General features: G+C 72.1%; 25 protein-coding genes and 1 pseudogene. 9 read left to right on the top strand and 17 right to left on the bottom strand.

The window, feature by feature from the left end; genetic code table 11:
- Nucleotides 1-7 precede the first annotated feature (7 nt).
- Genes ACIQWX_RS16090 through ACIQWX_RS16055 form a run of 8 tightly spaced genes read right to left on the bottom strand, consistent with a single transcriptional unit; the run spans nucleotide 8 to nucleotide 8,078 of the window.
- Nucleotides 8-1,387: an FAD-binding protein gene (locus tag ACIQWX_RS16090; protein ID WP_400870697.1), complete on the bottom strand. Its 1,380-nt coding sequence runs from the start codon at nucleotides 1,385-1,387 to the stop codon at nucleotides 8-10.
- Nucleotides 1,384-2,016 carry an aspartate/glutamate racemase family protein gene (locus tag ACIQWX_RS16085; protein ID WP_400870694.1) on the bottom strand — a complete coding sequence of 211 codons (633 nt, stop codon included), beginning with the start codon at nucleotides 2,014-2,016 and terminating at the stop codon, nucleotides 1,384-1,386. Before ACIQWX_RS16085 ends, ACIQWX_RS16090 begins: the two co-directional genes overlap by 4 nt.
- The gene (locus tag ACIQWX_RS16080) at nucleotides 2,016-3,365 is read right to left on the bottom strand and encodes an MmgE/PrpD family protein (RefSeq protein ID WP_400870691.1); all 1,350 of its coding nucleotides are present in this window, start codon (nucleotides 3,363-3,365) and stop codon (nucleotides 2,016-2,018) included. The genes ACIQWX_RS16085 and ACIQWX_RS16080 overlap by 1 nt, the downstream gene beginning before the upstream one ends.
- On the bottom strand, nucleotides 3,362-4,063 hold the full coding sequence (locus ACIQWX_RS16075; protein WP_400870688.1) for an ABC transporter ATP-binding protein: 702 nt from the start codon (nucleotides 4,061-4,063) through the stop codon (nucleotides 3,362-3,364). Before ACIQWX_RS16075 ends, ACIQWX_RS16080 begins: the two co-directional genes overlap by 4 nt.
- Entirely contained in the window at nucleotides 4,050-4,784 is a 735-nt protein-coding gene (locus ACIQWX_RS16070) for an ABC transporter ATP-binding protein (RefSeq protein ID WP_400870685.1), read from the bottom strand. The genes ACIQWX_RS16075 and ACIQWX_RS16070 overlap by 14 nt, the downstream gene beginning before the upstream one ends.
- Entirely contained in the window at nucleotides 4,781-5,827 is a 1,047-nt protein-coding gene (locus ACIQWX_RS16065; RefSeq protein WP_400870682.1) for a branched-chain amino acid ABC transporter permease, read from the bottom strand. The genes ACIQWX_RS16070 and ACIQWX_RS16065 overlap by 4 nt, the downstream gene beginning before the upstream one ends.
- Complete coding sequence (locus ACIQWX_RS16060; RefSeq protein WP_400870680.1) at nucleotides 5,824-6,837, bottom strand: branched-chain amino acid ABC transporter permease; 1,014 nt, start codon at nucleotides 6,835-6,837, stop codon at nucleotides 5,824-5,826. Before ACIQWX_RS16060 ends, ACIQWX_RS16065 begins: the two co-directional genes overlap by 4 nt.
- Nucleotides 6,834-8,078, bottom strand: a complete 1,245-nt coding sequence (locus tag ACIQWX_RS16055) for an ABC transporter substrate-binding protein (protein WP_400870678.1) — start codon at nucleotides 8,076-8,078, stop codon at nucleotides 6,834-6,836. The genes ACIQWX_RS16060 and ACIQWX_RS16055 overlap by 4 nt, the downstream gene beginning before the upstream one ends.
- A gap of 245 nt (nucleotides 8,079-8,323) precedes the next feature.
- Between ACIQWX_RS16055 and ACIQWX_RS16050 the strand changes: the two genes are divergently transcribed.
- From ACIQWX_RS16050 to ACIQWX_RS16025, 6 genes and pseudogenes are all read left to right on the top strand, one after another.
- Nucleotides 8,324-9,511, top strand: a complete 1,188-nt coding sequence (locus ACIQWX_RS16050) for a CaiB/BaiF CoA transferase family protein (RefSeq protein WP_400870676.1) — start codon at nucleotides 8,324-8,326, stop codon at nucleotides 9,509-9,511.
- Nucleotides 9,508-10,329: an HpcH/HpaI aldolase/citrate lyase family protein gene (locus ACIQWX_RS16045; RefSeq protein WP_400870673.1), complete on the top strand. Its 822-nt coding sequence runs from the start codon at nucleotides 9,508-9,510 to the stop codon at nucleotides 10,327-10,329. The genes ACIQWX_RS16050 and ACIQWX_RS16045 overlap by 4 nt, the downstream gene beginning before the upstream one ends.
- Complete coding sequence (locus ACIQWX_RS16040) at nucleotides 10,326-11,147, top strand: cyclase family protein (RefSeq protein ID WP_400870670.1); 822 nt, start codon at nucleotides 10,326-10,328, stop codon at nucleotides 11,145-11,147. The genes ACIQWX_RS16045 and ACIQWX_RS16040 overlap by 4 nt, the downstream gene beginning before the upstream one ends.
- Nucleotides 11,144-12,547, top strand: a complete 1,404-nt coding sequence (locus tag ACIQWX_RS16035; protein WP_400870667.1) for an MmgE/PrpD family protein — start codon at nucleotides 11,144-11,146, stop codon at nucleotides 12,545-12,547. Before ACIQWX_RS16040 ends, ACIQWX_RS16035 begins: the two co-directional genes overlap by 4 nt.
- 154 nt (nucleotides 12,548-12,701) lie before the next feature.
- Nucleotides 12,702-13,985: a hypothetical protein gene (locus ACIQWX_RS16030; protein WP_400870664.1), complete on the top strand. Its 1,284-nt coding sequence runs from the start codon at nucleotides 12,702-12,704 to the stop codon at nucleotides 13,983-13,985.
- Nucleotides 13,982-14,197: pseudogene (locus ACIQWX_RS16025) on the top strand (SEFIR domain-containing protein); the annotation flags it as partial. The gene ACIQWX_RS16030 and the pseudogene ACIQWX_RS16025, both read left to right, overlap by 4 nt.
- Nucleotides 14,198-14,404: 207 nt before the next feature.
- On the opposite strand, the gene ACIQWX_RS16020 reads toward ACIQWX_RS16025, so the two are convergent.
- The gene (locus ACIQWX_RS16020) at nucleotides 14,405-15,016 is read right to left on the bottom strand and encodes a TetR/AcrR family transcriptional regulator (RefSeq protein WP_400870661.1); all 612 of its coding nucleotides are present in this window, start codon (nucleotides 15,014-15,016) and stop codon (nucleotides 14,405-14,407) included.
- Between the two features lie 116 nt (nucleotides 15,017-15,132).
- On the opposite strand from ACIQWX_RS16020, the gene ACIQWX_RS16015 reads away from it, so the two are divergent.
- The 3 genes from ACIQWX_RS16015 to ACIQWX_RS16005 are packed head-to-tail and all read left to right on the top strand — an operon-like array spanning nucleotide 15,133 to nucleotide 18,436.
- Nucleotides 15,133-16,680 (top strand): long-chain fatty acid--CoA ligase, encoded by a 1,548-nt coding sequence (locus tag ACIQWX_RS16015; protein WP_400870658.1) that lies wholly within the window; start codon nucleotides 15,133-15,135, stop codon nucleotides 16,678-16,680.
- Nucleotides 16,677-17,669, top strand: coding sequence for an LLM class flavin-dependent oxidoreductase (locus ACIQWX_RS16010; protein ID WP_400870656.1), 993 nt, complete (start codon nucleotides 16,677-16,679; stop codon nucleotides 17,667-17,669). Before ACIQWX_RS16015 ends, ACIQWX_RS16010 begins: the two co-directional genes overlap by 4 nt.
- Nucleotides 17,670-17,680: 11 nt before the next feature.
- Entirely contained in the window at nucleotides 17,681-18,436 is a 756-nt protein-coding gene (locus ACIQWX_RS16005; protein WP_400870653.1) for an SDR family NAD(P)-dependent oxidoreductase, read from the top strand.
- Nucleotides 18,437-18,476: 40 nt separating this feature from the next.
- Here the strand turns inward: ACIQWX_RS16005 and ACIQWX_RS16000 are convergent, their stop codons facing one another.
- The 8 genes from ACIQWX_RS16000 to ACIQWX_RS15965 all read right to left on the bottom strand — a co-directional run bounded on the left by ACIQWX_RS16000 (nucleotide 18,477) and on the right by ACIQWX_RS15965 (nucleotide 26,228).
- Entirely contained in the window at nucleotides 18,477-19,514 is a 1,038-nt protein-coding gene (locus tag ACIQWX_RS16000) for a glycoside hydrolase family 43 protein (protein ID WP_400870650.1), read from the bottom strand.
- A 133-nt stretch (nucleotides 19,515-19,647) separates the two neighbouring features.
- The gene (locus ACIQWX_RS15995) at nucleotides 19,648-20,082 is read right to left on the bottom strand and encodes a VOC family protein (RefSeq protein WP_400870647.1); all 435 of its coding nucleotides are present in this window, start codon (nucleotides 20,080-20,082) and stop codon (nucleotides 19,648-19,650) included.
- Between the two features lie 53 nt (nucleotides 20,083-20,135).
- Nucleotides 20,136-21,251, bottom strand: a complete 1,116-nt coding sequence (locus ACIQWX_RS15990) for a GntG family PLP-dependent aldolase (RefSeq protein ID WP_400870644.1) — start codon at nucleotides 21,249-21,251, stop codon at nucleotides 20,136-20,138.
- 17 nt (nucleotides 21,252-21,268) lie between these two features.
- The gene (locus ACIQWX_RS15985; protein WP_400870641.1) at nucleotides 21,269-21,454 is read right to left on the bottom strand and encodes an MbtH family protein; all 186 of its coding nucleotides are present in this window, start codon (nucleotides 21,452-21,454) and stop codon (nucleotides 21,269-21,271) included.
- Complete coding sequence (locus tag ACIQWX_RS15980; RefSeq protein ID WP_400870638.1) at nucleotides 21,451-22,926, bottom strand: argininosuccinate lyase; 1,476 nt, start codon at nucleotides 22,924-22,926, stop codon at nucleotides 21,451-21,453. Before ACIQWX_RS15980 ends, ACIQWX_RS15985 begins: the two co-directional genes overlap by 4 nt.
- A gap of 160 nt (nucleotides 22,927-23,086) precedes the next feature.
- Complete coding sequence (locus tag ACIQWX_RS15975; protein ID WP_400870635.1) at nucleotides 23,087-24,277, bottom strand: ATP-grasp domain-containing protein; 1,191 nt, start codon at nucleotides 24,275-24,277, stop codon at nucleotides 23,087-23,089.
- Nucleotides 24,274-25,299 carry a pyridoxal-phosphate dependent enzyme gene (locus ACIQWX_RS15970; RefSeq protein ID WP_400870633.1) on the bottom strand — a complete coding sequence of 342 codons (1,026 nt, stop codon included), beginning with the start codon at nucleotides 25,297-25,299 and terminating at the stop codon, nucleotides 24,274-24,276. The genes ACIQWX_RS15975 and ACIQWX_RS15970 overlap by 4 nt, the downstream gene beginning before the upstream one ends.
- Before the next feature lie 5 nt (nucleotides 25,300-25,304).
- A complete protein-coding gene (locus tag ACIQWX_RS15965; protein ID WP_400870630.1) occupies nucleotides 25,305-26,228 on the bottom strand; it encodes a kinase in 924 nt (307 codons plus the stop codon).
- Nucleotides 26,229-26,238: the final 10 nt, after the last annotated feature.

Raw genomic sequence — 26,238 nt, 5'->3', positions numbered from 1 at the left:
CTTCTCCTCAGCTTGCGGTGTGCGAAGTCAGGCGCCGGGCGACGTCGCCGGCGGCCAGGTAGGCCAGCCCGAAGGCCGGCAGGAGCCCGTTGCCGGGCAGGTAGCCGGCGGCGCCGTGGCCGGAGATGCTCGCCGCGGCGCCACCCGCGGCGTACAGCCCGGGGATCGGGCGGTCGTCGTGGCCGACGACGGCGGCGTGCTCGTCGACCAGCAGGCCGCCCTGGGTGTGGAAGAGCGCGGGCACCACACGCACCGCGGCGAGCCGGCCGGACAGCGGACGCTCCCAGTGCGTGCGGCCGTGCTCGTCTTCCCGCTCGTTTCGTGCGATCGCTTGGGTGGTGGCGAGTTCGGCTTCGAGGGCGTCCGGTGGGAGGCCCGTCGCTTTCGCCAGCCCGGCGGCGTCGTCGGCCCAGACCAGCGCGCCGGCGGAAACGACGTCCCGGAAGTCCTGGAACGGCTGGCACTGCTCGAAGATCGTCTCGTCGAGCACGATCCAGCCCGTCGAGCCGGGCCGCACGGCCAGCTCGGCGGCGTATTCCGAGTAACCGCGGGTCTCGTTGCCGAAGCGGCGGCCCTCGAGGTCGACGAGGAAGCCGCCGTGGATGATCGTCGCCCAGCCGACGAGGGTGCCGGCCGCCGCGGAAACCGCGCCGTGACCCTGGTAGGCGTCGAGGAACCCGGTCGCGGCGCCGAGTTTCTCGCCGATGCGCAGCGCGTCGCCGAGGGACTGGTCGCTGCCCTGGTACAGCGCGCCGGAGATCTCCGGGAGGTGCTTCGCGACGAGGTCGGCGTCGGCGCCGAAGCCGTTGGTGGCCAGCAGGACGGCCCGGGTCGGGATCTCCTCCTCGGTCCCGTCCGGGTACCGGACCACGACCGCGCGCACACCGTCCACATCGGACAAGACGTCGGCGAGCCGGGCGGGCGCGAGCAGCTCGATGTTCTCGTGGTCGGTCACGCGCCGGGCGAGGTGGTCGACGACACCGGAGCCGTGCCGGCCCGGGATCGTGTGGCAGCGAGGCACGGAGTGGCCGGGGTAGTTGAAGTCGGTGACCAGCGACAACGGCAGTCCGACGGAGTCCGCGAGCCACTCGACCAGCGGTGCGCTCACCTCGGCGAGGGTGCGGGCCAGCCGGGCGTCGGCTTCCCCGTGCGTCTTGGCCGTGATGTCGGCGACGAACTTCTCCGGTGAGTCGTCGACGCCTTCTTCGCGCTGCCAGCGGGAGCCGGCGCCGGGGAACATCGCCGTGGACATCGACGTGTTGTTGCCGCGCCGGAAGCGCTCGCTCGCCTCGACGACCAGCACGCTCAAGCCCAGCTCGGCCGCCCGCAGGGCACCCGCGAGGCCGCCGCCCGCGCCGGCGACGACGAGGTCGGGTCCGTCGGTCACTGCTCCTCCACCGCCAGCAGACGCAGCGCCAGTCCGGTCGGGTCGACGATCCGTGCGGGCAGGTCGGCAGGCTCGACGTCGACGGCCGAGCAGCCGTTGATCACCGCCGTCGCGCCCGACGCGGCGAGTTCCTGCACGGCGGTGCCGAGCGCGGCGTTCCACGTCTCGGTCTCGGCGATCGCGGAGAACGGCAGGTCCAGCACGCGGACGCCGGCGAAGTACTCGGTCAGCCGGTAGGCGGCGATGCGCTTGGCGAACTCCTCGGCGATGGCCTCGTTGCGCACGACCGCGCCGAACCGGACACCCTTCGCGGCGAGGTAGGTGGCCGACAGCTTGAGCAGGCCGTGCACCGGCAGCGGCGGCGCGGCGACGGCGTCGGGGACGGCCGGGTCGAGCACGCAGTCCGGGAAGGCGAGGTCCCAGCCGTCGCCGGCGGCCGCGAGTGCCGAGGCGACGGCGTTCTCCGAAACCCGCATGGACTCGTCCGTGTCGAGGGTCTCCGGGGCCGCCGGGCCGACGTCGCGGAGTTCGATGGTGAGGCCGGGCGGGGCGAGCCGGTCGTAGCGCTCCTGCCGCCGCCGGATCTCCTCGGGCGGCAGGTGGATGGGCGTCACCGCGAGGGCACGCATCAGTTCGGCTCCTTCTCTTCGGTTCCGGCCAGCTCGCGCAACGCGGCACCGACACGGGGCAGGCTCGGCAGGTCGTGACCGAGCGCCGCCGCGCGGGCGACGACCGGCTCCGGCAGCCACGTCCCGAGCATGCCGACCAGATCGGGCTCGGTCAGCGGACGGTGGTCGGCGTCACCGACCGGGTTGGGTACTTCGCAGGTCAGGGACGTGCCGTCGGCGAACGCGACCGTCACGCGGGCGGCGCGCTCGTCCGGGAGGCGCGCGGTGAGGTCGGGGGCCTCGACCAGCCGCACCCGGCTCGCCAGCGCCCGCACGCCCGCGTCGCCGAGCGCGCTTCGCGGCCCGACCTCGCCGGTCAGTGCCGCGGTCGCCACCACGAACGGCGTCGAGAACATCGCCGAGAGCCGGTTCGACCAGTCCACATCGGACAGGCCGGCGCCGAGGACGTGGGTCTCCACCAGGATGCGCGTGATGGCGTCGGGCCGGAACTCCGGCCGGGACCGCAAGGAGAGCACCGCGTCGGCGGCCGGGTGGGTGAACGAGCAGGACGCGTGCCGCTTGAAGTACCCCCGGGTGATGTCCCAGCGGATGCCCAGCTCCGCGGTCAGCTCGCCCGCGTCCAGCGAACCGAGCAGCGTGCCGAGCGAGAGCGCGGCCGTGCCGGTCGTGCGGGCCATCCCGGCCGCCGCCATCCGCGCGGCGGCCAGCCCGGACGTCGCCGACGCACCCAGCCACGCGTTGCGCACCGGGTTGCCCTGGGTCGCCGAGTCGAAGTGCCCGGCGATGCCCAGGCCGGCGGCGGTGTCGATGGCCGCCCCGGCGGCGCCGGGCGGGAGCCCGAGCAGCCGCGCGCAGCCCGCCGCCGCGCCCGGGACGCCCCAGCTGCCGTGCGGGTGCGCGCCCGCACGCAGGGTGGTCGCGCGGCCGAACCGCGCCGCGACCTCGTAGGCGGCCAGCAGCGCCGCCGCCGTGTCCGCGCCGGTGCTGTCCAGCTCGGCCGCCAGCGCCAGCACCGCGGGGAAGCCGTGGGCGGCCGGGTGGCCCTTGGCGTACTTGTGGCCTTCGTCCAGCTCCAGCGAAACCAAAGCGACGCCGTTGAGCCACGCCGCCGCGTCGGTCGTCACCAGCCGCCCACCGCCGATCACCGGCGCCGGGCCGGCCGGCGCACGCCAAGCATCGACCAGCGCACGCTGCTCCGGCAGCGAAGCACCCAAAGCGGTGACGCCGACGACGTCGAGCAGGACGAGGGAAAGCCGGTCGAGCACCGCGGCCGGCACGCTCGTGACGTCCAGTTCGGACACCCACGCGCCCAGCGATGCGGTCGCCGAAGCGGCTTGTTCGCGTTTCACAGTCCCAAGTACGCCTTCCTCACGCGCTGGTCGCCGGCCAGTTCGGCGCCGGTGCCCTGCAGGACGGTCGAGCCGCTTTCCAGCACGTACGCCCGGTCGGCGATGGCCAGCGCCTGCTTCGCGTTCTGCTCGACCAGCAGCACCGCCACGCCGTTGTCCCGGATGCGCTGGACGGCTTCCAGGACCGTCCACGTCAGTTTCGGGGACAGCCCGGTCGACGGCTCGTCGAGCATCAGCAGCCGCGGCCCGGCCATCAGCGCGCGGCCGATCGCGAGCATCTGCTGCTGGCCGCCGCTGAACGTCTGCGCGAGCTGCGTCCGGCGCTCGGCGAGCACCGGGAACAGCGCGTAGACCTCGTCCAGCGACGACGCGGCCTGGGCGGGCGTGCGCGTCCACGCGCCCATCCGCAAGTTCTCCTCGACGGTGAGCGTGCCGAACAGCGCCCGGTCCTCGGGCACGTGCACCAGGCCGTCGCGCACCAGCTGGTCGGGACGGCGGCCGTCGGTCGGCGCCCCGTCGAGCGTGACGCGGCCCGACGACGGCTTGAGCTGCCCGCAGATGCTGCGCAACGTCGTGGTCTTGCCGGCGCCGTTCGCGCCGACCAGCGCGACGATCTCGCCGGCGGCGAGGTGCAGGTCGACGTCGTGCAGGATGCGCATCCGCCCGTACCCGGCGCACACCTTCTCAAGCGTCAGCATGGGTCGGCTCCTCACCGAGGTAGGCGTCGATGACCCGCGGGTCGCTGGTGACCTCTTCCGGTGACCCGACGGCGAGGACGCGGCCTTGGTCGAGCACGAGGACGCGGTCGGCCAGCCGCATCACCGCGGCCATGATGTGCTCGATGAACACCAGCGTGACGCCCTCCTGCTCGCGCAGGGTGGCGAGCAGGTCGAGCACCGGCTCGCGTTCGGCGGGGACCAGCCCGGCCAGCACCTCGTCCAGCAGCAGCACCTTGGGCCGCGTGGCCAGCGCTCGCGCCAGTTCCAGGCGCTTGAGCCCGGCGGTCGGCAGGTCCGTGGCGTTGCGGTGCGCCCACGGCCCGAGCCCGACGCGCTCGACGACGTCCACGGAGTGCTCCCGCAACTTCTTCGCGCTCAGCCGGTGGTGCTGGGCGGCGAGGCTGACGTTCTGCGCGACCGTCATGCTCGCGAACGGCCGCATCAGCTGGAACGTGCGGACCATCCCGGCCCGGGCGATCCGGTCGGGCGCGCGGCCGGTGACGTCGTCGCCCGCCAGCCGCACCCGGCCGGTGTCCGGGTTCAGGGCGCCGGAGATGACGTTGAACAGGGTCGTCTTGCCCGCGCCGTTGGGCCCGATGACGCCGAGGATTTCGCCCTCGGCCACTGAAAGGTCCACATCGGACAGTGCGTGCACGCCGCGGAACGCCTTGCCGACGCCGGTCACCTCCACGATGCTCATCGACGCCACCTCGCAGCGAGAGTTCCGACGATCCCCTTCGGCAGCAGCCGGACGATCAGGATGACCAGGACCGCGTACAGCACGACGTCGAGACCGCTGCGCCCCTGCAGGAAGCTCAAGAACTCCGGTGGGGTGCGCAGGAGGGTCGCGGTGACGTCGGTGAGCGAGCCGATGATGATCGCGCCGACCACCGGGCCCCAGACCGTGCCGATGCCGCCGATCACGACGGGCACGATCGCCTGGATCGAGATGGCCGAGCCGAACCCGAGATCGGGGTTCACGAACAGGTAGTACTGCGTGTAGAACGCGCCCGCCACGGCGGTGATCGCGGCCGACAATGCGACGGTCAGCAGCTTGTGCCGCAGCACCGGGGCACCCAGGGACGCGGCGGCCAGCTCGTCGTCGCGGATCGCCGTGACGTACCGGCCGGCGCGGGAGTGCAGGAAGACGATGCTGACCGCGACCGCCGCCCCGGCCAGGACCAGGGCCACCCAGAAGTACGCGGGCGAGTCGGCCGGGAACTGGATCAGCCACAGCGAGGAGTCCTGGATCAGCGGGACGCTGAAGCCGACGGCCTTGTTGGCGAACGCGCTGCTGGTGACGATCAGCCGCAGCATCTCCGCGAACGCGAACGTCGCCAGCGCGAAGTACGCGCCTTGGAGCTTGTAGCGGAAGGAGAAGTAGCCGATGACGACGGCGACCGCGGCGGCCACCGCCATCCCGGCCAGCATCCCGAGCCACGGCGACACGTTGTGCTTGACCAGCAGGTACGCACTCGTGTAGGCGCCCAGGCCGAAGTAAGCGGCGTGGCCGAAGCTGAACATGCCGCCGAAGCCGCTCATGATGTTCCAGCCGACGGCCATCAGCAGGAAGATCAGGATCCGGACGGCGACCGCGCCCTGGGCCGCCGGCAGGATCAGCGGCAGCGGGATGGCGACCAGCACGAGGACCGTGAGGATCGCGAGCTGCTTGTTCTGTGGCCGCAACGGCGGCGCCTTGACGGCCTCCGCGGAACCCGCGGGCGCTTCGATCGTGATGCTCACGCTCGCCTCCCGAACAGACCCTGCGGACGGAGGAACAGCACGAGCAGGAACACCACGAAGACGCCGAGCAGCGAGCTTTGGCCACCCAGGTAGATCGTGGTGAGCTGCTCGACCAGGCCGATCAGCAGGCCGCCGACGAGCGCTCCGACGACGTTGCCCATCCCGCCGAGCACCACGACCACGAACGCCGTGATGTTGAACTGCTCCCCCAGCGTCGGCGTCACGGTGACCAGCGGGCCGGCGAGCACCGCCGCGGCGCCGGCGCAGGCCGTGCCGATGGCGAAGGTCAGCGTGTGCATCCGGCGGACGTTGATGCCGACCAGTGACGCGCCCGAGGCGTTCGCGGCGACCGCGCGGATCGCCGTGCCGAGGCGGGTGCGCCGCAGCAGCCAGTACAGGAGGCCGCCGAGGACGACCGCGCCGAGGAACGCGTACAGCCGCGAACCCGCGACCACCGCGCCCAGCAACGGGAACTGGAAGTCTCCGGGCAGGTCGATCGCCTTGGGCTCGGCGCCGAAGAACATCAGCAGCCCGTTCTCCAGCAGCAGTGACAAGCCGAGCGTGATGAGCAGCTGGTTCTCCAGCGATCCGCCGCCCGCGCCCGACAGCAGTCCACGGTGGACGGCCGCGCCCAGCAGGAACAACACGGGCACCGCGACGATCAGCGTCAGGTACGGGTGCAGGCCGGTCGCCTGGATCACGCCGAAGGACAGGAACATCGCCACGGTGAGGAACGCGCCGTGGGCGAAGTTGACGATGTCGAGCACGCCGAAGATCAGCGTCAGGCCCATCGCGATCAGGCCGTAGAGCCCGCCGGTCAGGATGCCGGTGACCACCGACTGCCAGACCACCAGGCCGCTGCCCGACTGCAGCAGCGCGACGACGACCGCGACGACGAGGACGGCGGCGACGATGCCGGCGCGGCTCAGGAAACCCTTGTCCGCGCGGGCTTTCCGGTCGGGTGGTGCGGTGTCGGGCACGACGGGCGCCCCGGTGTCGAGTTCGGTCATGGTCGCCACGCCACCCTGTAGTCGGGCCGGGATTCGGCTTTTTCGGGGGGATACACCTGCTGGACCCGCCCGTCCCGGACCTGCATCAGCACCGGGAAGGCGTTGCGGTTGTCGCCGTTGGGCGCGAACTGGATCTGCCCGCGGCCGACGGTCAACGGGGACACCTGCGCGGCGGCGATCGCGTCCCGCACCTTCTCGGGGTCGGTGCTCGCGGCCTGCTCGACGCCGTGCGCGATCACCTGGACGGCGTCGTAGGACAGGACCGCGCCGGTGCGCATCGGGTCGCCGTAGAGCTTCTGGTACTTCTCGCGCAGCGCGACGGTCTCGGGGTTGGTCGCGTCGTAGTGGTAGTTGGTGCTGAAGTAGAGGTTGCCGAGCGCGGCCGCGTCGGCGACGAACTTCGGCTGGTCGTACGCGCCGTTCGAGACGCCCCAGACCGCGCTGAGGTCCGGCTTGACCGAGGCGATCGCCTTGGCCGCCAGCAGGCTGTCGCGGTAGTAGCCGGCGACGGCCAGCACGTCCGCGCCGGACGCCTTGACCTGCGTGACCTGGGCGGTCAGGTCGCTGACGGTGGTGGCGTCGTAGCTGATGTTCGGGCCGACCCCGATGCCCAGCTGCTTGGCCGCGGCGGTGAAGGCGTCGGCCGCGCCGCTGCCGAAGTCGCTCTGCTCGTGCAGGAAGGCGACCTTGCGGACGGGCTTGCCCGCCTGCTCGGACACCGCCTTCAGGTACTGGGCGGCGGCCGTCGCGATCGCCTTGCTGCCCGGCTGCACGCGGAAGGAGTACTTGTAGCCGTGGGAAAAGATCGCGTCGGACGCGGTCACGTCCATCACGAACGGGACCCGGTTGCGTTCGGCCACGACGGCGACGTTGGTGGACACCGCGCTCTGGTAGGTGCCGACCAGGCTGACCGCGCCGGCCGAGATCAGCCGCTGGGCCTCGCTCTGCCCGATGTCGGCCTTGCCCTGCGTGTCCCCCGTGACCAGCTCGACCTTGCGGCCGCCGAGCGACTTGATGCCGCCGGCGGCGTTGATCGCGTCGACCGCCAGCTGCGCGCCGCGGCGCATCTGCAGGCCGTCGACCGCGTTCGAGCCGCTGACCGGGTGCAGTGCCCCGATCTTGACCGGGCCCTCGTCCCGCCCCGCGGCGGCGCCCCCGGCCCCCATCGGAGCCGATCCCCCGCACCCGGTCGCGAGCAGGGCCAGCGCCCCGAGTCCCGCGACGAGCATTCGTGCGGACATGTCACCTCTTCCCACTGGAAGGGCTGTCGTTCCGCTAAGCGAAACGCCAGGTTTGTTGCCGGTCATCGTGACACCCGGCCCGACGTCAGGTCAACATCTGCGCATAACTTGACGGACACGTGCGATCAGTGCGAACTTGGGAAACACCGAGAGACGTCGCTACGAAACCAGACGTTCACAAGCGTTCCCCCCGGCGAAACGGCATCGAACTCCGGGCCGCCGGACGAGAAAGGCAGGTAAGCACCATGACGGGCGCTTTGTCCGGGATCCGGGTGCTCGACACCGCCACCCTGTTCGCCGGCCCGCTGGCCGCCACGCTGCTGGGCGACTACGGCGCCGAGGTGATCAAGATCGAGCACCCGAACGGCGACCCCGTCCGCAGCCACGGCGCGCAGCGCGACGGCGTCGGCCTCTGGTGGAAGATGCTCGGCCGCGGCAAGAAGGCGATCACCCTCTACCTCGGCTCCCCCGAGGGCCAGGAGATCTTCAACCAGCTGGTAGCCGACGCGGACGTCGTCGTCGAGAACTTCCGGCCCGGCACCCTCGAACGCTGGGGCCTCGGCTACGACGAGCTCAGCAAGATCAACCCCGGCCTGGTGCTCACCCGCGTCACCGGGTTCGGGCAGATCGGCCCGTACGCCAAGCGGCCCGGCTTCGGCACGCTCGCCGAGGCGATGAGCGGCTTCGCGGCGATCACCGGCGAGCCCGACGGGCCGCCGACGCTGCCGCCGTTCGGCCTCGCCGACGGCATCGCCGCGCTGACCACCGCCTACGCCGTGATGACCGCGCTGCGCGCCCGGGACCAGACCGGCCGCGGGCAGGTCGTCGACCTGGCCATCATCGAGCCGATCCTCACGCTGCTCGGGCCGCAGATCATCGCCTACGACCAGCTCGGCACGCTGCAGCCGCGCACCGGGAACCGCTCGACGAACAACGCGCCGCGCAACACCTACCGCACCCGCGACGGCAGCTGGGTCGCCATCTCCACCAGCGCGCAGTCCATCGCCGAGCGTGTGATGCGGCTGGTCGGGCGGCCGGAGCTGATCGACGAGCCGTGGTTCGCCAGCGGCGCCGAACGCGCGCAGCACGCCGACCTGCTCGACGACGCCGTCGGCTCGTGGATCGCCGAGCGCGACCGCGACGACGTCGTCAAGGCGTTCGAGGAGGCCCAGGCCGCGGTCGCGCCGATCTACACCGCCGCCGACGTCATGACCGACCCGCAGTTCGCGGCGCTGGGCACCATCGCCACGGTCGAGGACGCCGAGCTGGGGCCGGTGAAGATGCAGAACGTGCTGTTCCGGCTGTCCGAAACACCCGGCGGGATCACCTCGGCCGGGGCGCCGCTGGGCGCGCACACCGCCGAAGTCCTCGGCCGCCTCGGCCTCGGCGAGCCGGAACTCGCCGCCCTGCGCGAAAAAGGCGTGATCAAGTGAGCGAGGTCCTGCGCAGCTGGCTCTACGTTCCGGCCGACCGCCCGGACCGGATCAAGAAGGCGCTGGACAGCGAAGCCGACGCCGTGATCATCGACCTCGAAGACGCCGTCGCCGCGGCGGCCAAGGACGAGGCCCGGCGCAACGCACTGTCCGCTTTGGACGACGGCGCGAAGGCGTTCGTCCGGATCAACGCGCCGGGCACCCCCGCCGGTGAAGCCGACATCAAGGCACTGACCGGAGCCGTGGGTGTGCGCGTGCCGAAATGCGAGGACCCCGGTGAGCTGCGCCGGGTCGCCGACGCGCTCGGCGTGCCGGTGTACCCGGTGCTGGAATCCGCGCTGGGCGTGGAAAACGCCCTCGCGATCGCCACCGCGCACCCGCTCGTCGCCGGGATCTCCCTCGGTGAGGCCGACCTCGCCGCGGACCTGCGCGTCGCCGGCGGGGACGCGCTGACCTGGCCGCGCTCGCGGGTCGTCGTCGCCGCGCGGGCGGCCGGGCTGCCGAGCCCGGTGCAGAGCGTCTGGACCGCCGTGCGCGACCTCGACGGCCTGCGCACCAGCACCGAAGCCGGGCGGGCGGCCGGGTTCTTCGGCCGGTCGGTGATCCACCCCGCCCAGATTCCCGTGGTGCACGAGGTTTGCGCCCCCGATCCCGCGGAAACCGCCTGGGCGAGCGACCTGCTCGACCACCTCGAAACCACGGGGTCGGCGGCCTGGATCGACCACCACGGACAGTTCGTCGACGCCGCGATCGTGGCCCGCGCCCGCTGGGTGCTCGCGCTCGCCGGTTCGGAAGCAAAGGAAGGCCAGCACTCATGACGCGTCCCCAGGATCCGCTGCTGTCGGCGGTCGCCGGCGGGGTCCGGCTGATCGAGCTCGGGCAGCCGTTCTTCACCGGCATGCCCTGCTCGCCGAACCACCCCGGGTTCCGGATGACCCTGATCCGCCGCCACGGCGACATGCGCCGCCCGGACGGCGGCTCGGCCGCCAACGAGATCATCGTGACCGGCGGGCACGTCGGCACCCACATCGACGCGCTCTCGCACGTCAGCCACGACGGCAAGCTGCACGGCGACGTCGACGCCGCGGAGGCCCAGCAGGGCGGCGTGTTCCGCACGCACGGCGCCGAGAACCTGCCCGGCCTGCTGCGGCGGGCGGTGCTGCTCGACGTGGCCGCCGTCCACGGCGTCCCCACGCTCGAGCCGGGCTACGGCGTCACGGCCGAAGACCTGGACGCGGCGGCCAAGCGGGCGGGCACCGAGCCCGGCGCCGGTGACGTCGCCCTGATCCGCACCGGCTGGGCACGCAACTTCGACGACGCCGTTTCCTACATGGGCAAGGAAACCGGCGTCCCCGGCGCGACGACGTCGGCGGCGGAATGGCTGGCGGCGCGGGGTGTCGTCGCGACCGGCGCGGACACCACGGCCTACGAGCAGATCCCGGCCGGCGCCGGGCACGCCGTGCTGCCGGTGCACCGGATCCTGCTGGTGGAGTCGGGCATCTTCATCATGGAGCACCTGAACCTCGAGGCGGTGGCCGAGGAAGGCATCCACGAGTTCGTGTTCGTGCTGGCGCCGCTGCGGATCGTCGGCGGCACCGGCTCGCCCGTGCGTCCCCTCGCGGCGGTGAGCGCATGAGTCCCACGATCGTGCAGCAGCTGGCCGCGTTCGCCGCGTCGGTACGGGCCAAGGGACTGCCGCCGGAACTGCGGGACGACGCCGCCCGGCGCGTCCTCGACGTCCTCGGCAACAGCCTCGCGGCGACCGCCGAACGGCCCGCCGCGGCCGTCGGCGCGCTGGTCCGCGAGTGGGGCGGCGACGGGCGGGCGACGGCGATCGGCACCGGCGACCGGCTGCCCGAGCCGAGCGCGGCCCTGCTCAACGGCACGCTCGCGCACTCGCTCGACTTCGACGACACACACCTGCCCTCGGTGCTGCACCCGTCGGCGTCCGTGGTGCCGGCCGCGCTCGCCGTCGCGGAGGCCCGCGGCGCGACCGGCGCCCAGCTGCTGGACGCGATCGGCGTCGGCGTCGAGATCACGGTCCGGCTCGGCATGGCGGGGTACGACGAGGAACTCGGCAACTCGGTGTTCTTCGAGCGCGGCCTGCACGCGACGGCGATCTGCGGCGCTTTGGGTGCCGCGGCGGCCGCCGCGATGCTGTCCGATGTGGACGCCGAAGGGATCGCCGACGCGCTCGGCATCGCCGCGAGCATGGGTTCGGGACTGCTGGAGGCCAACCGCACGGGCGGTACGGTGAAGCGCGTCCACTGCGGCTGGGCGGCCCACGCGGCGGTGACGGCGGCCGGCATGGCACGCCACGGCATCACCGGCCCGCCGACGGTGCTGGAAGGCCGGTTCGGCCTGCTGCAGGCGTTCTGCGGCGACCAGTCCGATGTGGACGCGATCGTCGACGGCCTCGGCGAGCGGTGGGAGCTGCCCGGGATCTTCTTCAAGCCCTACCCCTGCAACCACTTCACGCACGCGGGCATCGACGCGGCCCGGCGGCTGCGTGCTCGCGGTGTCGACCCGGCCGAGATCGAGTCGCTGGAACTCGGCGCGCCGACGGCGGTGCTGCGCACGATCGGTGAGCCGCGCGAGTCGAAGATCCGGCCTCAGTCGGGCTACCACGCGGCGTTCTCCGGCCCGTACACGGTGGCGGCCGGGCTCTTGGGCGGCGGCGGACTGGGCGTCTTCCACGACGACTTCACCGACTCGGCGGCGGCGGACCCGGCCCGGCTGGCACTGGCGGCGAAGGTGCACTGCGTGCCGGACGCCCGTTGCGACGAGATCTTCCCCCACCAGTTCCCGGCGGTCCTGCGGGTGCGGCTGCGCGACGGCCGCGAGCTGGAGGAGCGCGTCGACGCCAACCGGGGCGGGCCGGAGAACCCGTTGTCGGCCCAGGAGCTGGCGACGAAGTTCCGGCTCAACGCGGCGCGGGTGCTGCCGGAGGACGTCAGCACGCGGATCACGGAGCTGACCTACGGGCTCGCGGAGCTGGGTGACCTGACGGAGCTGACCAGCCTGCTCCGCACCTGACCGGTAGTCATCCGGCCAGGTGTTACCTGTCCTACTTCGTGAACACTTCGTGATCATGTTCACCGGATCGATCGGCGACTGTGCCGGATCGGGCGTACCCCGGGGCAAAAGCGTCGGGGCACGCCCGGATTCCGGTCTATGAAGTATGACTGTCATGGACGAGAAGCGGCCGGTTTCGGGTCGCGACTGGGTCGCCCGGGAGATCGAGAAGCTGCTGAAGAATCCGCCCGAGCAGCCGGTGAAGAATCCGCGAGCTTGGCTGTACGAAAGTGCGAAAAACGCGGCGTTCACCCAGTTGAGCAAGCGGAAGAAGCGTCAGGAGGTCTTCTCCGAGGAGGATCCCGAGCCCGCCGGTCCGGTGACCGACGACTACCGGAGCTTGCGCAACGAACGGGACGTGCGGAAGTTCCAGGAACGCATCCTGGCCGTGGTGCGCACGCACCACCGCGACGATGTCGAACTGTACTGCGAATTGCAGCGAGGCGAGTGCACCGCGGACGAGCAGGCGAAGCGCCTGGGTGAGCCGAGGAACGTGCTCGACAACCGGCACCGGCGCGCCCGGAAGGCGGTGGCCAAGGCCGCCCCGGTGGTGGCGCTCGTGACCGATCCGGGCGAGGGACCGAACCGCTGCGTCGTGCCGCTCAGCCTCGCTCGCGAGTTGGGCGACTCGCCGGAACTGGTGCGCAAGGTCGGCACCCACATCGGCGGCTGCGAGAAGTGCGGCCGCCGCCTCGACGACCCGAACGGCTTGGGCAGGGTCGTGCTGGCCGTCACCGGTGCGCTGCTGGGCGGCACTCTGCTCACCCGGCTGCTCGGGTTGTCGAAGGCCGCGAAGATCACCGCCGGCGCCACCGCGATCGTGACCGCGGCGATGGCCACGGCCCTGCTCCTGCCGAGGGCACCGGAGCCCGGGCCGGCGCAGCCACTCCCCACACCCCGGCCGCAACCGGCGGTGATTCCCCCGGCCGCGACCGTCGCGCGGCCCGTGCGGCCCGTCCAGTCCGCGCCGCCGTCGCGCCGGCCGACCGGGACCACCACGACCACCCAGGTGCCACCGGCCGGCACGACAGCGCCGTCGCTCACGCCGTCCGGTGGCGGCGCGAATCCCGCCCGCTCGAACGTCACCGGGTCGTCGGTCCGCCCCCGGCGCATCGTCGCGGGCGACGGCGAATGCGCCGACGAGCCGCACTACTCGGTCGTGCGGGTGACCGTCACGCCCGGCGCCACGTCGGCGAAGATCCTCCTGACCGCCGCCGGCACCACCAGCCCGCTGCCGATGTCCGGCTCCGCCGACGGCACCGAATGGACCGGCCGCGTCGGATCCGTCCCGAACGAGGACGCGCACGGCCGTCTCGGCGTCGCTGTCGAGATCGTCGGCGCGAACGGCCCGCGCACGGTTGAGCTGGGACACGTCGAACTCTGCGAGTGCCGGCGATGAACTCCGTCTTCGTCTCCTACGCCCACGACGGCGAACCGCACCGGACCGCGGTGCTCACGCTGTCGGAACTGCTGGTGCGCAACGGCATCGACGTCGGCCTCGACCTGTGGTCCGACGGGGTCCGGCGGGACTGGGGTGCCTGGGCGACCGAGAGGATCACGACCGCCGGCTTCGTCCTCGTCGTCGCGTCGCCGGAGTACCGGCGTGTCGGCGACGGCCTCGCCGGCCCCGCCGACCGGCGCGGCGTGCAGGCCGAAGCCGCGACGTCGAGGACCCTGTTCCTGCAACCGAGCTGTGCCGGTCACTACGTGATCACGGGACTGACCGACGCCGGAGTCGAAGACCTGCTGCGCACGATCACCGGGCAGCCGCGCCGGGTGCGCCCACCGCTCGGCGAGGTTCCCCGTGTTGACCTGACCTCAGCGCATCAGGCGCGGGAACAGGTCGCGGACGCCGCGCCGGAAGTCGTCGAGGGCGTCTTCGGCGCCGGAGAGGTGGCGCAGCAAGGCCTGCTGGAACAAGCCGTCGAAGAGCGCGTAAGCCTCGGACGGCGAGCAGTTCGGCTCCGACTTCGCCAGGTCCGCGTACGCGGAGACGTTGCGCCAGATCATGTCCGACAACCCGGAGTCGATCTCGGCGACGTCGGCGCGGAACGCTTCCTCGAACATCGACTGCGTGCGCAGGTCGTACCAGAGGCGGTGCATCAGCGGGGCTTCTTCGAGCGCCGCCGCCAGCCCGTCGGCGCACGCGGCAGCGAGGTCCGCAGGCGTGTCGGCGGACCCGACCCCGCCCTCGTACCGCTGCACGCACGCCTCCTTGTAGCGGCGCACGCAGTAGGTGATCAGCTCGACCTTGTCGGCGAAGTAGTAGTGCAGCAGGCCGTGCGAGAACTTCGTGTGCTCGGCGATCGTGCGCAGGCTCGTGCGCGCGTAGCCGAGGTCGGCCAGGGCGAGCAACGCCGCGTCGGCCAGTTCCCGGCGGCGGTCCTCGAACTTGTCGACTCGGCGCCTCACGGCGGCTGCGCTGGTCACCGGCCGAACATACCATCGAGCACTTCTCTGACCAATCGTCCAAGAAAATCTTGACATTCGTCCAAACGGCGGCCAAGGTCGTCACCAGCCGCCGGCGGAGTTCGGAAGGGACGACGATGTCTCTGTTCTTCTACCTGGAAAAAGGCGCTTCCCTGGACCCCGGGGCGCCCTGCCTCACCCTCGACGGGGTCTCCCGCTCCTACGGCGAAGTCGTCGAACTCGCCGAGGCCGTCGCCCGCGCCCTGCGCCGGTCGGGGGTCGCGCCCGGCGACAAGGTCGGCATCCTCTCGGCCAACGACCCCACCGCGTTCACCTGCGTCTTCGGCATCTCCCGGGCCGGCGCGGTCTGGTGCCCGATCAACCCGCGCAACGCCGCCGGCGAAAACGCCGAACTCCTCGACCTGTTCGACTGCGGCACCTTGCTCTTCCAGCCCGCCTTCGAGGACCTGGTCCGCAAGATCGCCCCGAACTTGCCGAAGCTGACCACGCTCGTGCGGCTCGGCGAGGGCGACGACTTCGCACCCGGGTTCCAGAACTGGCTCGGCCTCGCGAAAGACGACCCCTCCGCCGCGGCGCCGCAGCCCGACGACGTCGTCGCCCTCGTCGGCACCGGAGGCACCACCGGCCGCCCCAAGGGCGTCATGCTCACCGACCGCAACCTCGAGGTCATGTCGGCGATCACGCTGATGAGCTACCCCTTCGAGGGCCGCCCGGTGTACCTGGCGCTGGCGCCGCTGACCCACGCGGCCGGCGTCCTGTGCTTCCCGGTCCTCGCCCGCGGCGGCGAGGTGGTGATCATGCCCAAGCCCGACGTCGGCCGGTTCCTCGAGCTGATCGAACGCCACGGCGTCACCCACACGTTCCTGCCGCCGACGCTCATCTACCTGGTGCTCGGCCACGAAGCCCTGGACACGACGGACCTCTCGTCACTGCAGTGCTTCTGGTACGGCGCCGCGCCGATGTCGACGACGCGGCTCACCGAAGCGCTCGACCGGATCGGGCCGATGGCCCAGCTCTTCGGCCAGTCCGAGGCGCCGATGATGATCTCGACGCTGTCGCCCGCCGAGCACCGGCACCCGGACGGCACCGTCCACACGGGACGCCTGTCGTCGGCCGGGCGGCCGTCGCCGCTGGTCACCGTGGCCATCCTGGACGACGACGGAAACCCGGTGCCGCAAGGGGAACGCGGCGAGATCTGCGTGTGCGGCTCGCTGGTGATGGCCGGCTACTACCGCAACCCCGAGGCGACGGCGGAAGCGTCCGCCCACGGCTGGCACCACACCGGCGACATCGGCTTCCTCGACGGCGAAGGCTTCCTCCACATCGTCGACCGCGCCAAGGACATGGTCATCACCGGCGGGTTCAACGTCTACTCCGCCGAAGTCGAGCAGGCCGTGCTGGCCCACGACGCCGTCCGAGACTGCGCCGTGATCGGCCTGCCCGACGACAAGTGGGGCGAGCGCGTCACCGCCGTCGTCCAGCTGAGACCCGGCGCCGAACTGGACACCGGCGAGCTGATCGCGTTCGTCAAGGACCGCATCGGCAGCGTCAAGGCACCCAAGCAGATCGAAGTCTGGCCGGAGCTCCCCCGCTCGACCGTCGGCAAGGTCCTCAAGGCCGAGATCCGCACGACCCTCACCGCACAGCTGGAAGGAACACGATGAAACTCGCCCTGTACCTGCCGAACTTCCGCGACAAGGTGACCGTGCCGGAGCTCGAGGACCTGACCGCGCTCGCCGAGGACCTCGACTTCGACAGCGTCTGGACGCTCGACCGGATCATCGTGCCGGAGACGTCGGACACCGAGGAGATGCAGTACGCCTTCGGCATGATCGAGGGGTTCCCCAAGGGCCTGCCGGTCAGCTCTCGGGGCGAGTTCCTGCAGGGCATGCCGCTCATCCCGTGGCTCGCGGCCAAGACGTCGAAGCTGCGGATCGGGATGAGCATCATCGACACGCCCTACCGCTCCCCCGGCGTCCTCGCCGCGGAGCTGGCCACCATCGACCACCTCTCGGGCGGCCGGCTCAACGTCGCCGTCGGCTCCGGCTGGATGCCCGAGGAGTTCGCCGCCGCGAGCGCGTCGCACATCTTCCCCAAGCGGCACAAGCACGTCCGCGAAACCCTGGAGATCATGCAGGGCATCTGGACCAACGATCTGTTCGAGTACCACGGCGAGTTCGCCGACTTCCAGCGCAGCGGGTTCGGCGCCAAGCCGGTGCAGAAGCCGCACCCGCCGATCTTCTTCAGCGGTCTCAAGGACGCGAAGCGCTCGGCTGCCCGCATCGCGAAGTACGGCCTGTCGGGCTGGATCGGCATCCAGGACTCGCCGGACGACATCAAGCGCTGGCGCACCGAGATCCAGCGTGAGCTGGAGGCGCTCGACACGCCGCGCTCGGTCGACGACCTCGAGATCTCCAGCATGATCTGGTTCGTCATCACCGACCAGGACATGGACCAGTCGTTCCTGGGCAAGGGCACCAACCTGCTCGTCGGCTCGGAACGGCAGATCACCGACCAGCTCAAGCGGTACCAGGAAGCCGGGCTGACGATGCCGTTCCTGTGGCCGCCCTTCCAGGACGTCCCGGTGGCGAAGACACTCGACGACATGAAGCGCCTGAAGGAAGAAATCCTGCCCAAGATCGAAGCGATGTGAGAGGAACCAGCATGTCCGAACTCGAGGGAAAGCGCGTCTTCGTCACCGGCTCCGGCGCGGGCATCGGCAAGGCGATCGCGGCGCTGTTCACCGAACGCGGCGCCCGGGTGGTCGTCAGCGACATGAACGCCGACGCGGCCAAGCAAGCGGCGGACGAGATCGGCGCCGCGGGTGTCGCCAACTGCGACGTCACCGACGAAGGCCAGGTCCAGGCGGCCATCCAGGAGGCGGTCGACCTCCTCGGCGGCCTCGACGTCCTGGTCAACAACGCCGGCATCGAGGTGTCGTCGCCGCTGCTGCAGCAGTCGACGGAGAGCTTCGACAAGATCTTCGCGGTCAACGTGCGCGGCACGTTCGTGGCGATGAAGGCGGCGACCCCGCACCTGCTGGAGTCGAAGGGCAACATCGTCAACATCGCCTCGATCGCGGGCGTCGGCGGCAGCCCGCTGCTCGGGTCGTACTGCGCGACGAAGGCCGCGGTCATCCAGCTCACGCGCGTCGCGGCGGTCGAAATGCGGCCGGCGGGGATCCGCGTCAACGCGGTCTGCCCGGGCTTCGCGGACACGGCGATGGTCGAGCGCCTGGTCCCCGACTTCGAGGCGGCGACCCAGGTGCCGTTCGGCGACCTCGTCGCGGCGAAGCAGGGCCGGCTGGGCACCCCGCAGGACATCGCGGAGGTGGCGGCGTTCCTGGCGTCCGACCGCGCGAGCTGGGTCACCGGCAGCCACTACGTCCTCGACGGCGGGTTGACGGCGTCGCTGGTGTGACGGACCGGCCGGCGGGTCGTGCCCCGGCCCGCCGGCCCCCTCACTCGAAGAACTTCAGGCTGAACCCGGTGTCGGTGGTCGCGCCCGGGACGTTCGCGCGGCGGTACGTCGTCGAGCCCCACCAGCAGAACGAGCCCGTGTACCAATAGCGGTTCGCCCAGGAGTACGGCGTGCCCTTCGGGACGGCGTGGAACATCAGCGGGAACTTCGGGCCGGCGGGCGGACTGGTCGCGATGTCGCCGTTCAGCAGCACGAAGGTGTTGTGGCCGGGGCCGTTGACGTACAGCGTCGGGTCCCAGCCGGTCATCATGGTCGCGCGGTTCGAGCCGAAGAGGCAGCCGTTCGCCTTGTACCAGTCCCACACGTAGGTCGGGTCGCCGCCGGCGCGCAGGCGGATCTCGGCGATGCAGTACTGGTCGCTCCAGCTGCCGTTGGCCGAGTAGACGATGTGCAGCTGACCGTTGGGATCCTTGATGGCCTCGGGTGCTTCGTTGATGTAGGGGTTGCCGACGACCCGCTCCCAGCTTTCCCGCGGCTGCGAGATGACGTACCGCGCGCCGGTCGGGGTGGTGGGGCTGCTCATCCGGGCGATGTAGAGGTTCTGCTCGACGTTGGTGTCCCCGGCCCACCCGGACCAGACGAACCAGCGCTGGCCGTTGAAGGTGAAGAGGGTCCCGTCGATGGCCCACTTCCCGTCGGGCAGCGCGAGCTGGGTCTCGGCGGTGTACCCGCTGTCGGCGACGGCGGAGCTGATGACGAACATCCGGTGCGCGGCCCCGGTACCGGCGGTGAAGTAGACGTAGAAGCGGCCGCCGTCGGTGACGATCTCCGGCGCCCAGACTTCCCCGCGCCCGCGGGTGTCCGACCAGATCTGCCTCGCGGCGGCGCTCGCGAGGCCGTCGGGCGAGGACGCTTGCCGGACAGCGATGCCCCCGCCGGTCGACTGGACGGAGACGTAGGTGGAGCCGACCCGCAGGACGCTGGGATCGGCGGCTCTGACGGAGGTTTGGCCGGCTTCGGCGGCCGGACCGGCGAGGATCATCGTCAGGAACAGCAGGAACGCGGCGGCGAGCTTCATGACCCCACCCCTCGGTCGGGTTCCGGTGGACCTCAGGCAGGATCACCGGTGATCGAGACGATTCGGTAGGGCCCCGGGCACTTGCTCGATTCAGTGACGCCGAAATTGGTCTGAACCGGTGACCGGGACAACCTCAGTCGAGGCAGAACTCGTTGCCCTCGACGTCCTGCATCACGATGCACGACTCGTTGTACTCGTCGGCGTACAGGGTCTGGAAGTGGCTCGCCCCCAACGCGATCAGCCGGTCGCGCTCGGTCTCCAGCGCCGCCAGCCGCTCCTGACCCACCAGTCCCGTGCCGACCCGGACGTCCACGTGGACCCGGTTCTTCACGACCTTGCCCTCCGGCACCCGCTGGAAGAACAACCGCGGCCCCACACCCGACGGGTCGGCGCACGCGAACGCCGCCCCTTGACGCTCGGCGGGCAACGACGCGTCGAACTCCGCCCAGGACGCGAACCCCGGCGGTGCCGGCGGGACCTCGTAGCCCAGCACCTCGCACCAGAACCGGGCCACCCGCTCGGGCTCCGCGCAGTCGAACGTGATCTGTACCTGCCTGATCGTCCCCATCCGATCACCCTAGACGGCCCGGGTCCCGCCGCGGTCCCGGGCCGCCGGCGGGCTCAGCGGACCATCGCGTCGTGGCCCAGGAGATCACCGAACACCGAGATCGCGCGGTCGATCGCGTCGTCGTCGACGCCCGCGTGCGTCACCGCGCGGATGCGGTCCGTGCCCAGCTCCTCCACCCGGATCCCGCGCCTGCGGGCCGCCTCGATCAGGGTGCGGGTCGTGTAGCGGTCGTCGCGGACCTTGAAGAACACCATGTTCGTCAACGGCGGGCCCGGGTCCAGCCGGACGCCGGGGATGCGCGACAGGCCGCGCGCCAGCCGGGCCGCGCGGGCGTGGTCCTCGGCCAGGCGCTCGGTCATGTCCGTCAGCGCCACGATGCCGCACGCCGCGATCATTCCCGCCTGGCGCATGCCGCCGCCGAGCATCTTGCGCATGCGCCGGGCCGCCGCGATCGTCACGCGGTCGCCCACCAGCACCGAGCCGATCGGCGCGCACAGGCCCTTCGACAGGCAGATCTGCACGGTGTCCGCGTGCTTGGCCACCTCGGCCGCACTCACGCCGAGGGCCACCGCCGCGTTGAACAGCCGGGCGCCGTCGAGGTGCAGGGCGATGCCGTGCGAGCGGATCAGCCGCGACACCTCGCTGAGGTAGTCCAGCTGCAGCGGCAGCCCGCCGCAGCGGTTCTGCGGCGTCTCCAGGCTGAGCACGGCCGGCGGCGCGATCTGCGGGTCGCTGCGGTCGACCGCGCACGCCTCGGCGATCGCCGCCGGGTCGATCGTGCCGTCGGGCAGGTTCGGCAGCGGGTCGTAGACGATGCCGCCGCACAGCGACGCGCCGCCCGCCTCGTAGACGTACACGTCGGACTCGTGCCCGACGATCGCCTTGCCGCCGCGCGGGCAGTGCGCCAGCAGCGCGGTCAGGTTGGCCATGGTGCCGCTCGGCATCAGGCAGCCGGCCTGCTTGCCGAGCAGCTCGGCGGCGAGCTGCTCCAGCCGGTCCACGGTCGGGTCCTCGCCGTAGACGTCGTCGCCGAGCGGGGCGCGCGCGGCGGCCTCGAGCATCGTGGGCGTGGGCAAGGTGAACGTGTCGCTGCGCAGCTCGACGTAAGTGTCCTGAGTGGACGACGTCTCCGGGCGGAGGGTCGCGAGGTCGTCGGCGAAGGTGGTCACAAGGGTCTCCTCGGAAGTCAGCGGGTGGCCATGCGTTCGCGGAGGCTCCGCGGGCGCATGTCGGTCCAGACGGTGTCGATGTGGGCGAGGCATTCCTCGCGCGTGCCGGTGACGCCGGCGCTCAGCCAGCCCGGCGGCAGGTCGCGGCCGGCGGGCCAGAGCGAGTACTGGTCTTCGTCGTTGCGGACGACGGTGAACGTCACGGCGTGCTCCGGGGTTCGGTGAGGGACCGGACGGCGTCGTCGAGCCCGACTTCGGCCTGGCTCCAACGCCAGCGGCGGTCCTCGGCCGCGGCGCGGATCCGGGCGAACGCAGTCTCGGCTTCGGTGACGGCGGCGAGCACGGACGGCCGCGCCGGGCCGCCGCCGTGCGCCGCCTGCTGCGCGACGTCGGCCGGGTCGAGCGCGTGCTGCCCGCCGAGGCGGGCCCGGGCGGCTTCGTGCAGCGGGAGCCCGGCGGCCAGCGCCTCCTTCGCGATGGCGCCGACGTCGTGGTGGGCCTGCCGGAACGGGACACCGGCGTCGACGAGCCGTTCGGCCAGGTAAGTTGCCGCGGTCTGGCCATCGACGGCCCGCGCGTACATCCGCTCCGGCACCGGTTCGGCCCCCTCGACGACCAGCCGCAGCAGGACGACGGCGTCGGTCGCGGCTTCGAGGGCCGACCACGCCGGGGCGACGGCCTCGGTGCCGACGGCGATCGCGTTGGTGAACCGCGCGGTGGCCATCGCGCTCGCCGACGCGGTGAACGCGCCGAGCGGGGCGAGCGCGCGGCCCTGGACGTGTTCCAGCAGGAACGGGTTGCGCTTCTGCGGCATCATCGAGCTCGACCCGACGACGTCGTCGGCGAGCCGCAGCAGCCCGGCCTCGGCGCTGGTCCACGCCTGGAAGTCGTGCGCGACGCGGCAGAGCAGCACGCCGAGCACGGTGGCCGCGGAGAGCTGGCGCAGCACCAGGTCCCGCGACGCGACGGCGTGCAGCGAGTTCGGGATCGGCGTCGCGAAGCCGAGCAGCGCGGTGGTGCGGTGCTGGTCGACCGGCAGCGACGTGCCGCCGACCGCGCCCGCGCCGAGCGGGTTCTGGTCGATCTCCGCGCCGGCCTGCCAGAGGCTTTCGACGTCCCGGACGAGTGCGCTCGCCACGCCGGCGAGGTAGTGGCCGTAGGTGATCGGGACGGCGGGCTGGTGGTGGGTGTAGGCGGGCATGGTGACGTCCGCCCAGCGCCGGGCCCGGTCGAGCAGGGCGCGGCCGAGCGTGTCGGACTCGGCGAGCAGGCGTTCGTGCGGTTCGCGCAGCCGCAGCCGGACGACGGTGGCGTTGAGGTCGTTGCGCGAGCGTCCACTGTGGAGGATGCCGCCGACCTCGGCGCCGAGGGTGTCGATGAGGTAGGACTCGTAGGCGAGGTACCGGCCGCGCGGCGCGGGGAGGTCGTGCAGCGGCGCAAAGCGTTGCCGGCGCAGGCTTTCGATGCCGTTGAGCAGCTCGCCGGCCGGGGCCCGGTCGACGATGCCGCGTTCGGCGAGCATGACGACGTGGGCGCGGTCGACCTGGCTGATGAGGCCCAGTTCGGCGGCGACGGGGTCGGGTGCGGGTGCGGTGTCGCGGTCGAAGAGGATTTCGCGGGCCGCGGCGGAGATGGGGCTGGTGAGCCGGCCGGTCCCGCCTGGGGCGATGGTCATTCGGGTGCTCCTTCCGGGGTGTCCGGGTGGGGTGCGGTGGCCGGCCCGGATGACGTGAATGACTCATTCATGTCGTCAGGCGACATGAATGAGTCATTCACGTCGGTTGCGAGCCGGAGCGCGGCGGTCTGGGCCACGGTGGTGACGAGAAACCGAAGAGTCACCGGGCACCTCCCGGGACGAGGGCGGCACGCAGCCGGTCCAGCCCCGCCGCGGCGGCCGCGCGAGCACCGCGGGGGCGGTCCGCAACGGCGAGGACGTACCCCGCCCGGTCGCGGTAGTCGCGGGCCGGGCGGACGACCGTGCCGTCCGGGCGGGAGATCCGCGCGTCGGCGACGCCGGGCACCGCCGACGCCTTCGCCACCGCATCCCCGGCCGAAAGCACCGACGACGAAGTCGCCGTGAGGAACCGCAGCGACGCACACGCCCGCCGGGTGGCCCGAAGGTCTGGAGGAAGCCCCAGCACCGCGGAAACCTGCGCCGCGACCAGGTCGACGCCGGTCGCCGCGCGGACCAGCTCCGGGATCATTCCGCCGGCCGGGCGCGGGTTCACCTCCATCAGCCGCGGCCCGGACGGCGTCAGCCGGATCTCGACGTGGGCCGCGCCGAAGCCGAGCCCCAGCGCCGTCACCGCCGCGCGGGCCGTGTCGATCAGCGCCGTCTCGTCGAGCGGGGGCAACGCGGCCGGGACGTCGTGGCCGACCTCGACGAAGAACGGCGCCGGTCCGAGGTGCTTGCGCACCACCGCGACCACGACGTCGCCGAACAGCTCCACCGAGTACTCCGGCCCGCTCGCGTACGGCTCGACCAGCACCTGCGCCGGCACCGGCAGCCCGCGTTCGTTGTGCGTCACCGAAAGCAGCGCCGCCGCCTGGGTCGCCACCGCCTCGGGCGTCTCGCACCGCAGCACGCCGACGCTGCCCGAGCCCTCGGCCGGCTTGAGCACCACCGGGAACTCGACGGCCGCCGCGACTGCCTCGGCCACCGAGGTCGCCACCGTGCAGGGCGCCCCGAGCACGGCCCGCTGGTGGGCCTTGTTCCGGCAGTCCGCGACGGCGACCGGATCGGGACCGGGCAGCCCCAGCTTCGCCGCGACCCGCGCGGCGACCGGGATGAAGTACTCCGAGCTGCTCGTCACCCCGGCCGGCTCACCGATGTCCGACTCCAGCACCGCGCACGCGTCCGCCGTGTCGCAGCGGACCACGCGGACGCCGTCCTCGGCCGCGTACGGGTAGCGCGAAGGGTCGGCCGCGGCCAGCACCGGCTCGAACCCGAGCGCCCGCGCCTGCCGCGCGAACAGCCGTCCGGTCCCGGTCGTGTTGCTCTCGACGAGCAGCAGCGTGCGCGTCATGACGCGTCGGCCAGCGAACGACGGCCCCAGTTCAGCCACGTCCACGACCCGCCGGGCTCGGTCGGCGCGACGACCTCGTACGGCTCGGCCGCCCCCGCGTGCGCCAGGCCCTGCGCGCGCAGCCACTCGTCGGAGTACACCGTGTCCTGGTAGCGATAGCCCTCATCGGGCAGCAGCGCGACGACCGTGGCGTCCGGGTTGCGGCGGGAGAACCAGTCGGCGACCTTGAACGACGCGCCGCTGGTCGGACCCATGAACAGGCAGTGCCGCGCGTACAGCTCCCGCGTCGCGGCGAACGCCTCGGCCGCGCCGATCCAGTGCACCTGGTCGTAGCCGGTGTGGTCGACGTTCGGCGGCACCAGGCTGTTGCCGAGCCCGCGCAGCACGCGCGGCCCGTCGGGCTGGCCGAAGATGGCGCTGCGCTGGGTGTCGACGCCGATCAGCGTCAGCTCCGGGACGAGCATCCGCAGGAACGAACTCGTGCCGGACGTCGAACCGCCGGAGCCGACCGCGCCGACCAGGCAGTCCGGGACGCCAATCGTCTCGGCAAGCTGCTCGGCGACCAGCGCGTAGGACCGCGGGTTGTCGGGATTGCTGTACTGGCCCGGTACCCAGTGGTTCGGGTACTCCGCGCGCAGCTCCTCGAGGCGGTCGAGCCGCGCACGCTGGTAGCCGCCGACCGGGCTGGGCTTCGGGCAGATCTCGACGCGCGCGCCGAGGTGTTCGAGACGCCGTTTCAGCGGCGCGTCGATCGCCGGGTCGCCGACGATCGTGAGCGGGTAGCCGCGCAGCCGGCAGACCATCGCGAGGCCGAGGCCGAAGGTGCCCGACGACGTTTCGAGCACGGTCGTGCCAGGCCCGACTTCGCCGCGTTCCTCCGCGCGGTCGAGCATGAACCGCGCGGGCAGCAGCTTCATCAGGCCGAAGGCGGCGACGTGGAAGTTGGGCCGGATGCGGATGATCCGGGGCAGCTCGGTCGCCTCCACGACGGACCGGCTGACAGCGGGGGCAGCAAGGGTCATCGGACTCACCTCTCGGTTTCGAACTGCCAGGTTTCGGTCACGTCGAGCCGCGCCGCGGCGAACTCCAGCCGCGCCGGGGTTTCGGCGTCGGTCGCGTCGAAGAGCAGGCCGGCGACGTCGCCGCTGTGGGCGACCTGCACGCCGACCGCCCCGGCCGAGCGGGCGACGGCGAGGACGTCGTCCAGTCCCGGCACGGGCAGGTGCCGCTGGTTGAGCAGGGTGCTGGCGGTGGCGACGCGGCCGAGCAGGCTCGCGTCGCCGTCCCGTACGGCCCGCCGCAGCAGGCCGCGCAGCGGGCGGAACGCTTCGATCTCCCACGACGTGTAGCGCGCGGGCGTCAGTTCGAGGGTGTCGACGCCGCGCCCGCCCGGGCTGGTGCCGAAACCCAGTACGGACAGGGGCATCAGCTCGCCGAGGTCCTCGATCGGCTCGCCTTCGCGGTGGGCGAAGACCACCGCGCGGCCGCCGTACATGAGCGAGTCGGACGCGGTTTCGGCCTCGACGGCCAGCGCGCCGACCTCGGCCGGGGAGAGCCGGCGGCCGGTCGCGGCGAGGACCGCGCCGATCGCCGACGTCACGTCCGCGGTCGAGGAGCCGAACCCGCGGCACAGCGGGATGTCGCTGGTGATGTCGAGCAGCCCGCCCGGCACCGGGTTCCCGAGCCGGGCGAGGGTGAGGTCGGCGGCGCGGCGGGCCTTGCTGCGCCACGCGGGCCGCACCGTCGTGCCGGTGTCCTCCGTGGGCAGGAAGGTGGCGCGGGTGCTGTAGAGCGGGCACGGCAGGGTGACCAAGCCGCGGCGCAACCGGCCGTCGGCGACGAAAACTCCTTGCAGGATCTCGCCGTGGTGGGCGTCGACGCGGAAGCTGCCCGCGCGCGGGTCGGTGACGGTGGCGGGGGCCGGTGCGGCGACCGCGAGGTCTTCGGTCATGGCGTTCTCC

Origin of the sequence: Amycolatopsis sp. NPDC098790 (assembly GCF_044759945.1) — a bacterium.
Lineage (GTDB): Bacteria > Actinomycetota > Actinomycetes > Mycobacteriales > Pseudonocardiaceae > Amycolatopsis.
This window is presented reverse-complemented; position numbering and strand designations above follow the sequence as displayed.

Coding starts and splice junctions, on each gene's coding strand:
- ACIQWX_RS16085 (WP_400870694.1), bottom strand. CDS start 2,016: ATGCGTGCCCTCGCGGTGACGCCCATCCACCTGCCGCCCGAGGAGATC.
- ACIQWX_RS16075 (WP_400870688.1), bottom strand. CDS start 4,063: ATGCTGACGCTTGAGAAGGTGTGCGCCGGGTACGGGCGGATGCGCATC.
- ACIQWX_RS16070 (WP_400870685.1), bottom strand. CDS start 4,784: ATGAGCATCGTGGAGGTGACCGGCGTCGGCAAGGCGTTCCGCGGCGTG.
- ACIQWX_RS16060 (WP_400870680.1), bottom strand. CDS start 6,837: ATGACCGAACTCGACACCGGGGCGCCCGTCGTGCCCGACACCGCACCA.
- ACIQWX_RS16055 (WP_400870678.1), bottom strand. CDS start 8,078: ATGTCCGCACGAATGCTCGTCGCGGGACTCGGGGCGCTGGCCCTGCTC.
- ACIQWX_RS16050 (WP_400870676.1), top strand. CDS start 8,324: ATGACGGGCGCTTTGTCCGGGATCCGGGTGCTCGACACCGCCACCCTG.
- ACIQWX_RS16040 (WP_400870670.1), top strand. CDS start 10,326: ATGACGCGTCCCCAGGATCCGCTGCTGTCGGCGGTCGCCGGCGGGGTC.
- ACIQWX_RS16035 (WP_400870667.1), top strand. CDS start 11,144: ATGAGTCCCACGATCGTGCAGCAGCTGGCCGCGTTCGCCGCGTCGGTA.
- ACIQWX_RS16030 (WP_400870664.1), top strand. CDS start 12,702: ATGGACGAGAAGCGGCCGGTTTCGGGTCGCGACTGGGTCGCCCGGGAG.
- ACIQWX_RS16015 (WP_400870658.1), top strand. CDS start 15,133: ATGTCTCTGTTCTTCTACCTGGAAAAAGGCGCTTCCCTGGACCCCGGG.
- ACIQWX_RS16010 (WP_400870656.1), top strand. CDS start 16,677: ATGAAACTCGCCCTGTACCTGCCGAACTTCCGCGACAAGGTGACCGTG.
- ACIQWX_RS16005 (WP_400870653.1), top strand. CDS start 17,681: ATGTCCGAACTCGAGGGAAAGCGCGTCTTCGTCACCGGCTCCGGCGCG.
- ACIQWX_RS16000 (WP_400870650.1), bottom strand. CDS start 19,514: ATGAAGCTCGCCGCCGCGTTCCTGCTGTTCCTGACGATGATCCTCGCC.
- ACIQWX_RS15995 (WP_400870647.1), bottom strand. CDS start 20,082: ATGGGGACGATCAGGCAGGTACAGATCACGTTCGACTGCGCGGAGCCC.
- ACIQWX_RS15980 (WP_400870638.1), bottom strand. CDS start 22,926: ATGACCATCGCCCCAGGCGGGACCGGCCGGCTCACCAGCCCCATCTCC.
- ACIQWX_RS15975 (WP_400870635.1), bottom strand. CDS start 24,277: ATGACGCGCACGCTGCTGCTCGTCGAGAGCAACACGACCGGGACCGGA.
- ACIQWX_RS15970 (WP_400870633.1), bottom strand. CDS start 25,299: ATGACCCTTGCTGCCCCCGCTGTCAGCCGGTCCGTCGTGGAGGCGACC.
- ACIQWX_RS15965 (WP_400870630.1), bottom strand. CDS start 26,228: ATGACCGAAGACCTCGCGGTCGCCGCACCGGCCCCCGCCACCGTCACC.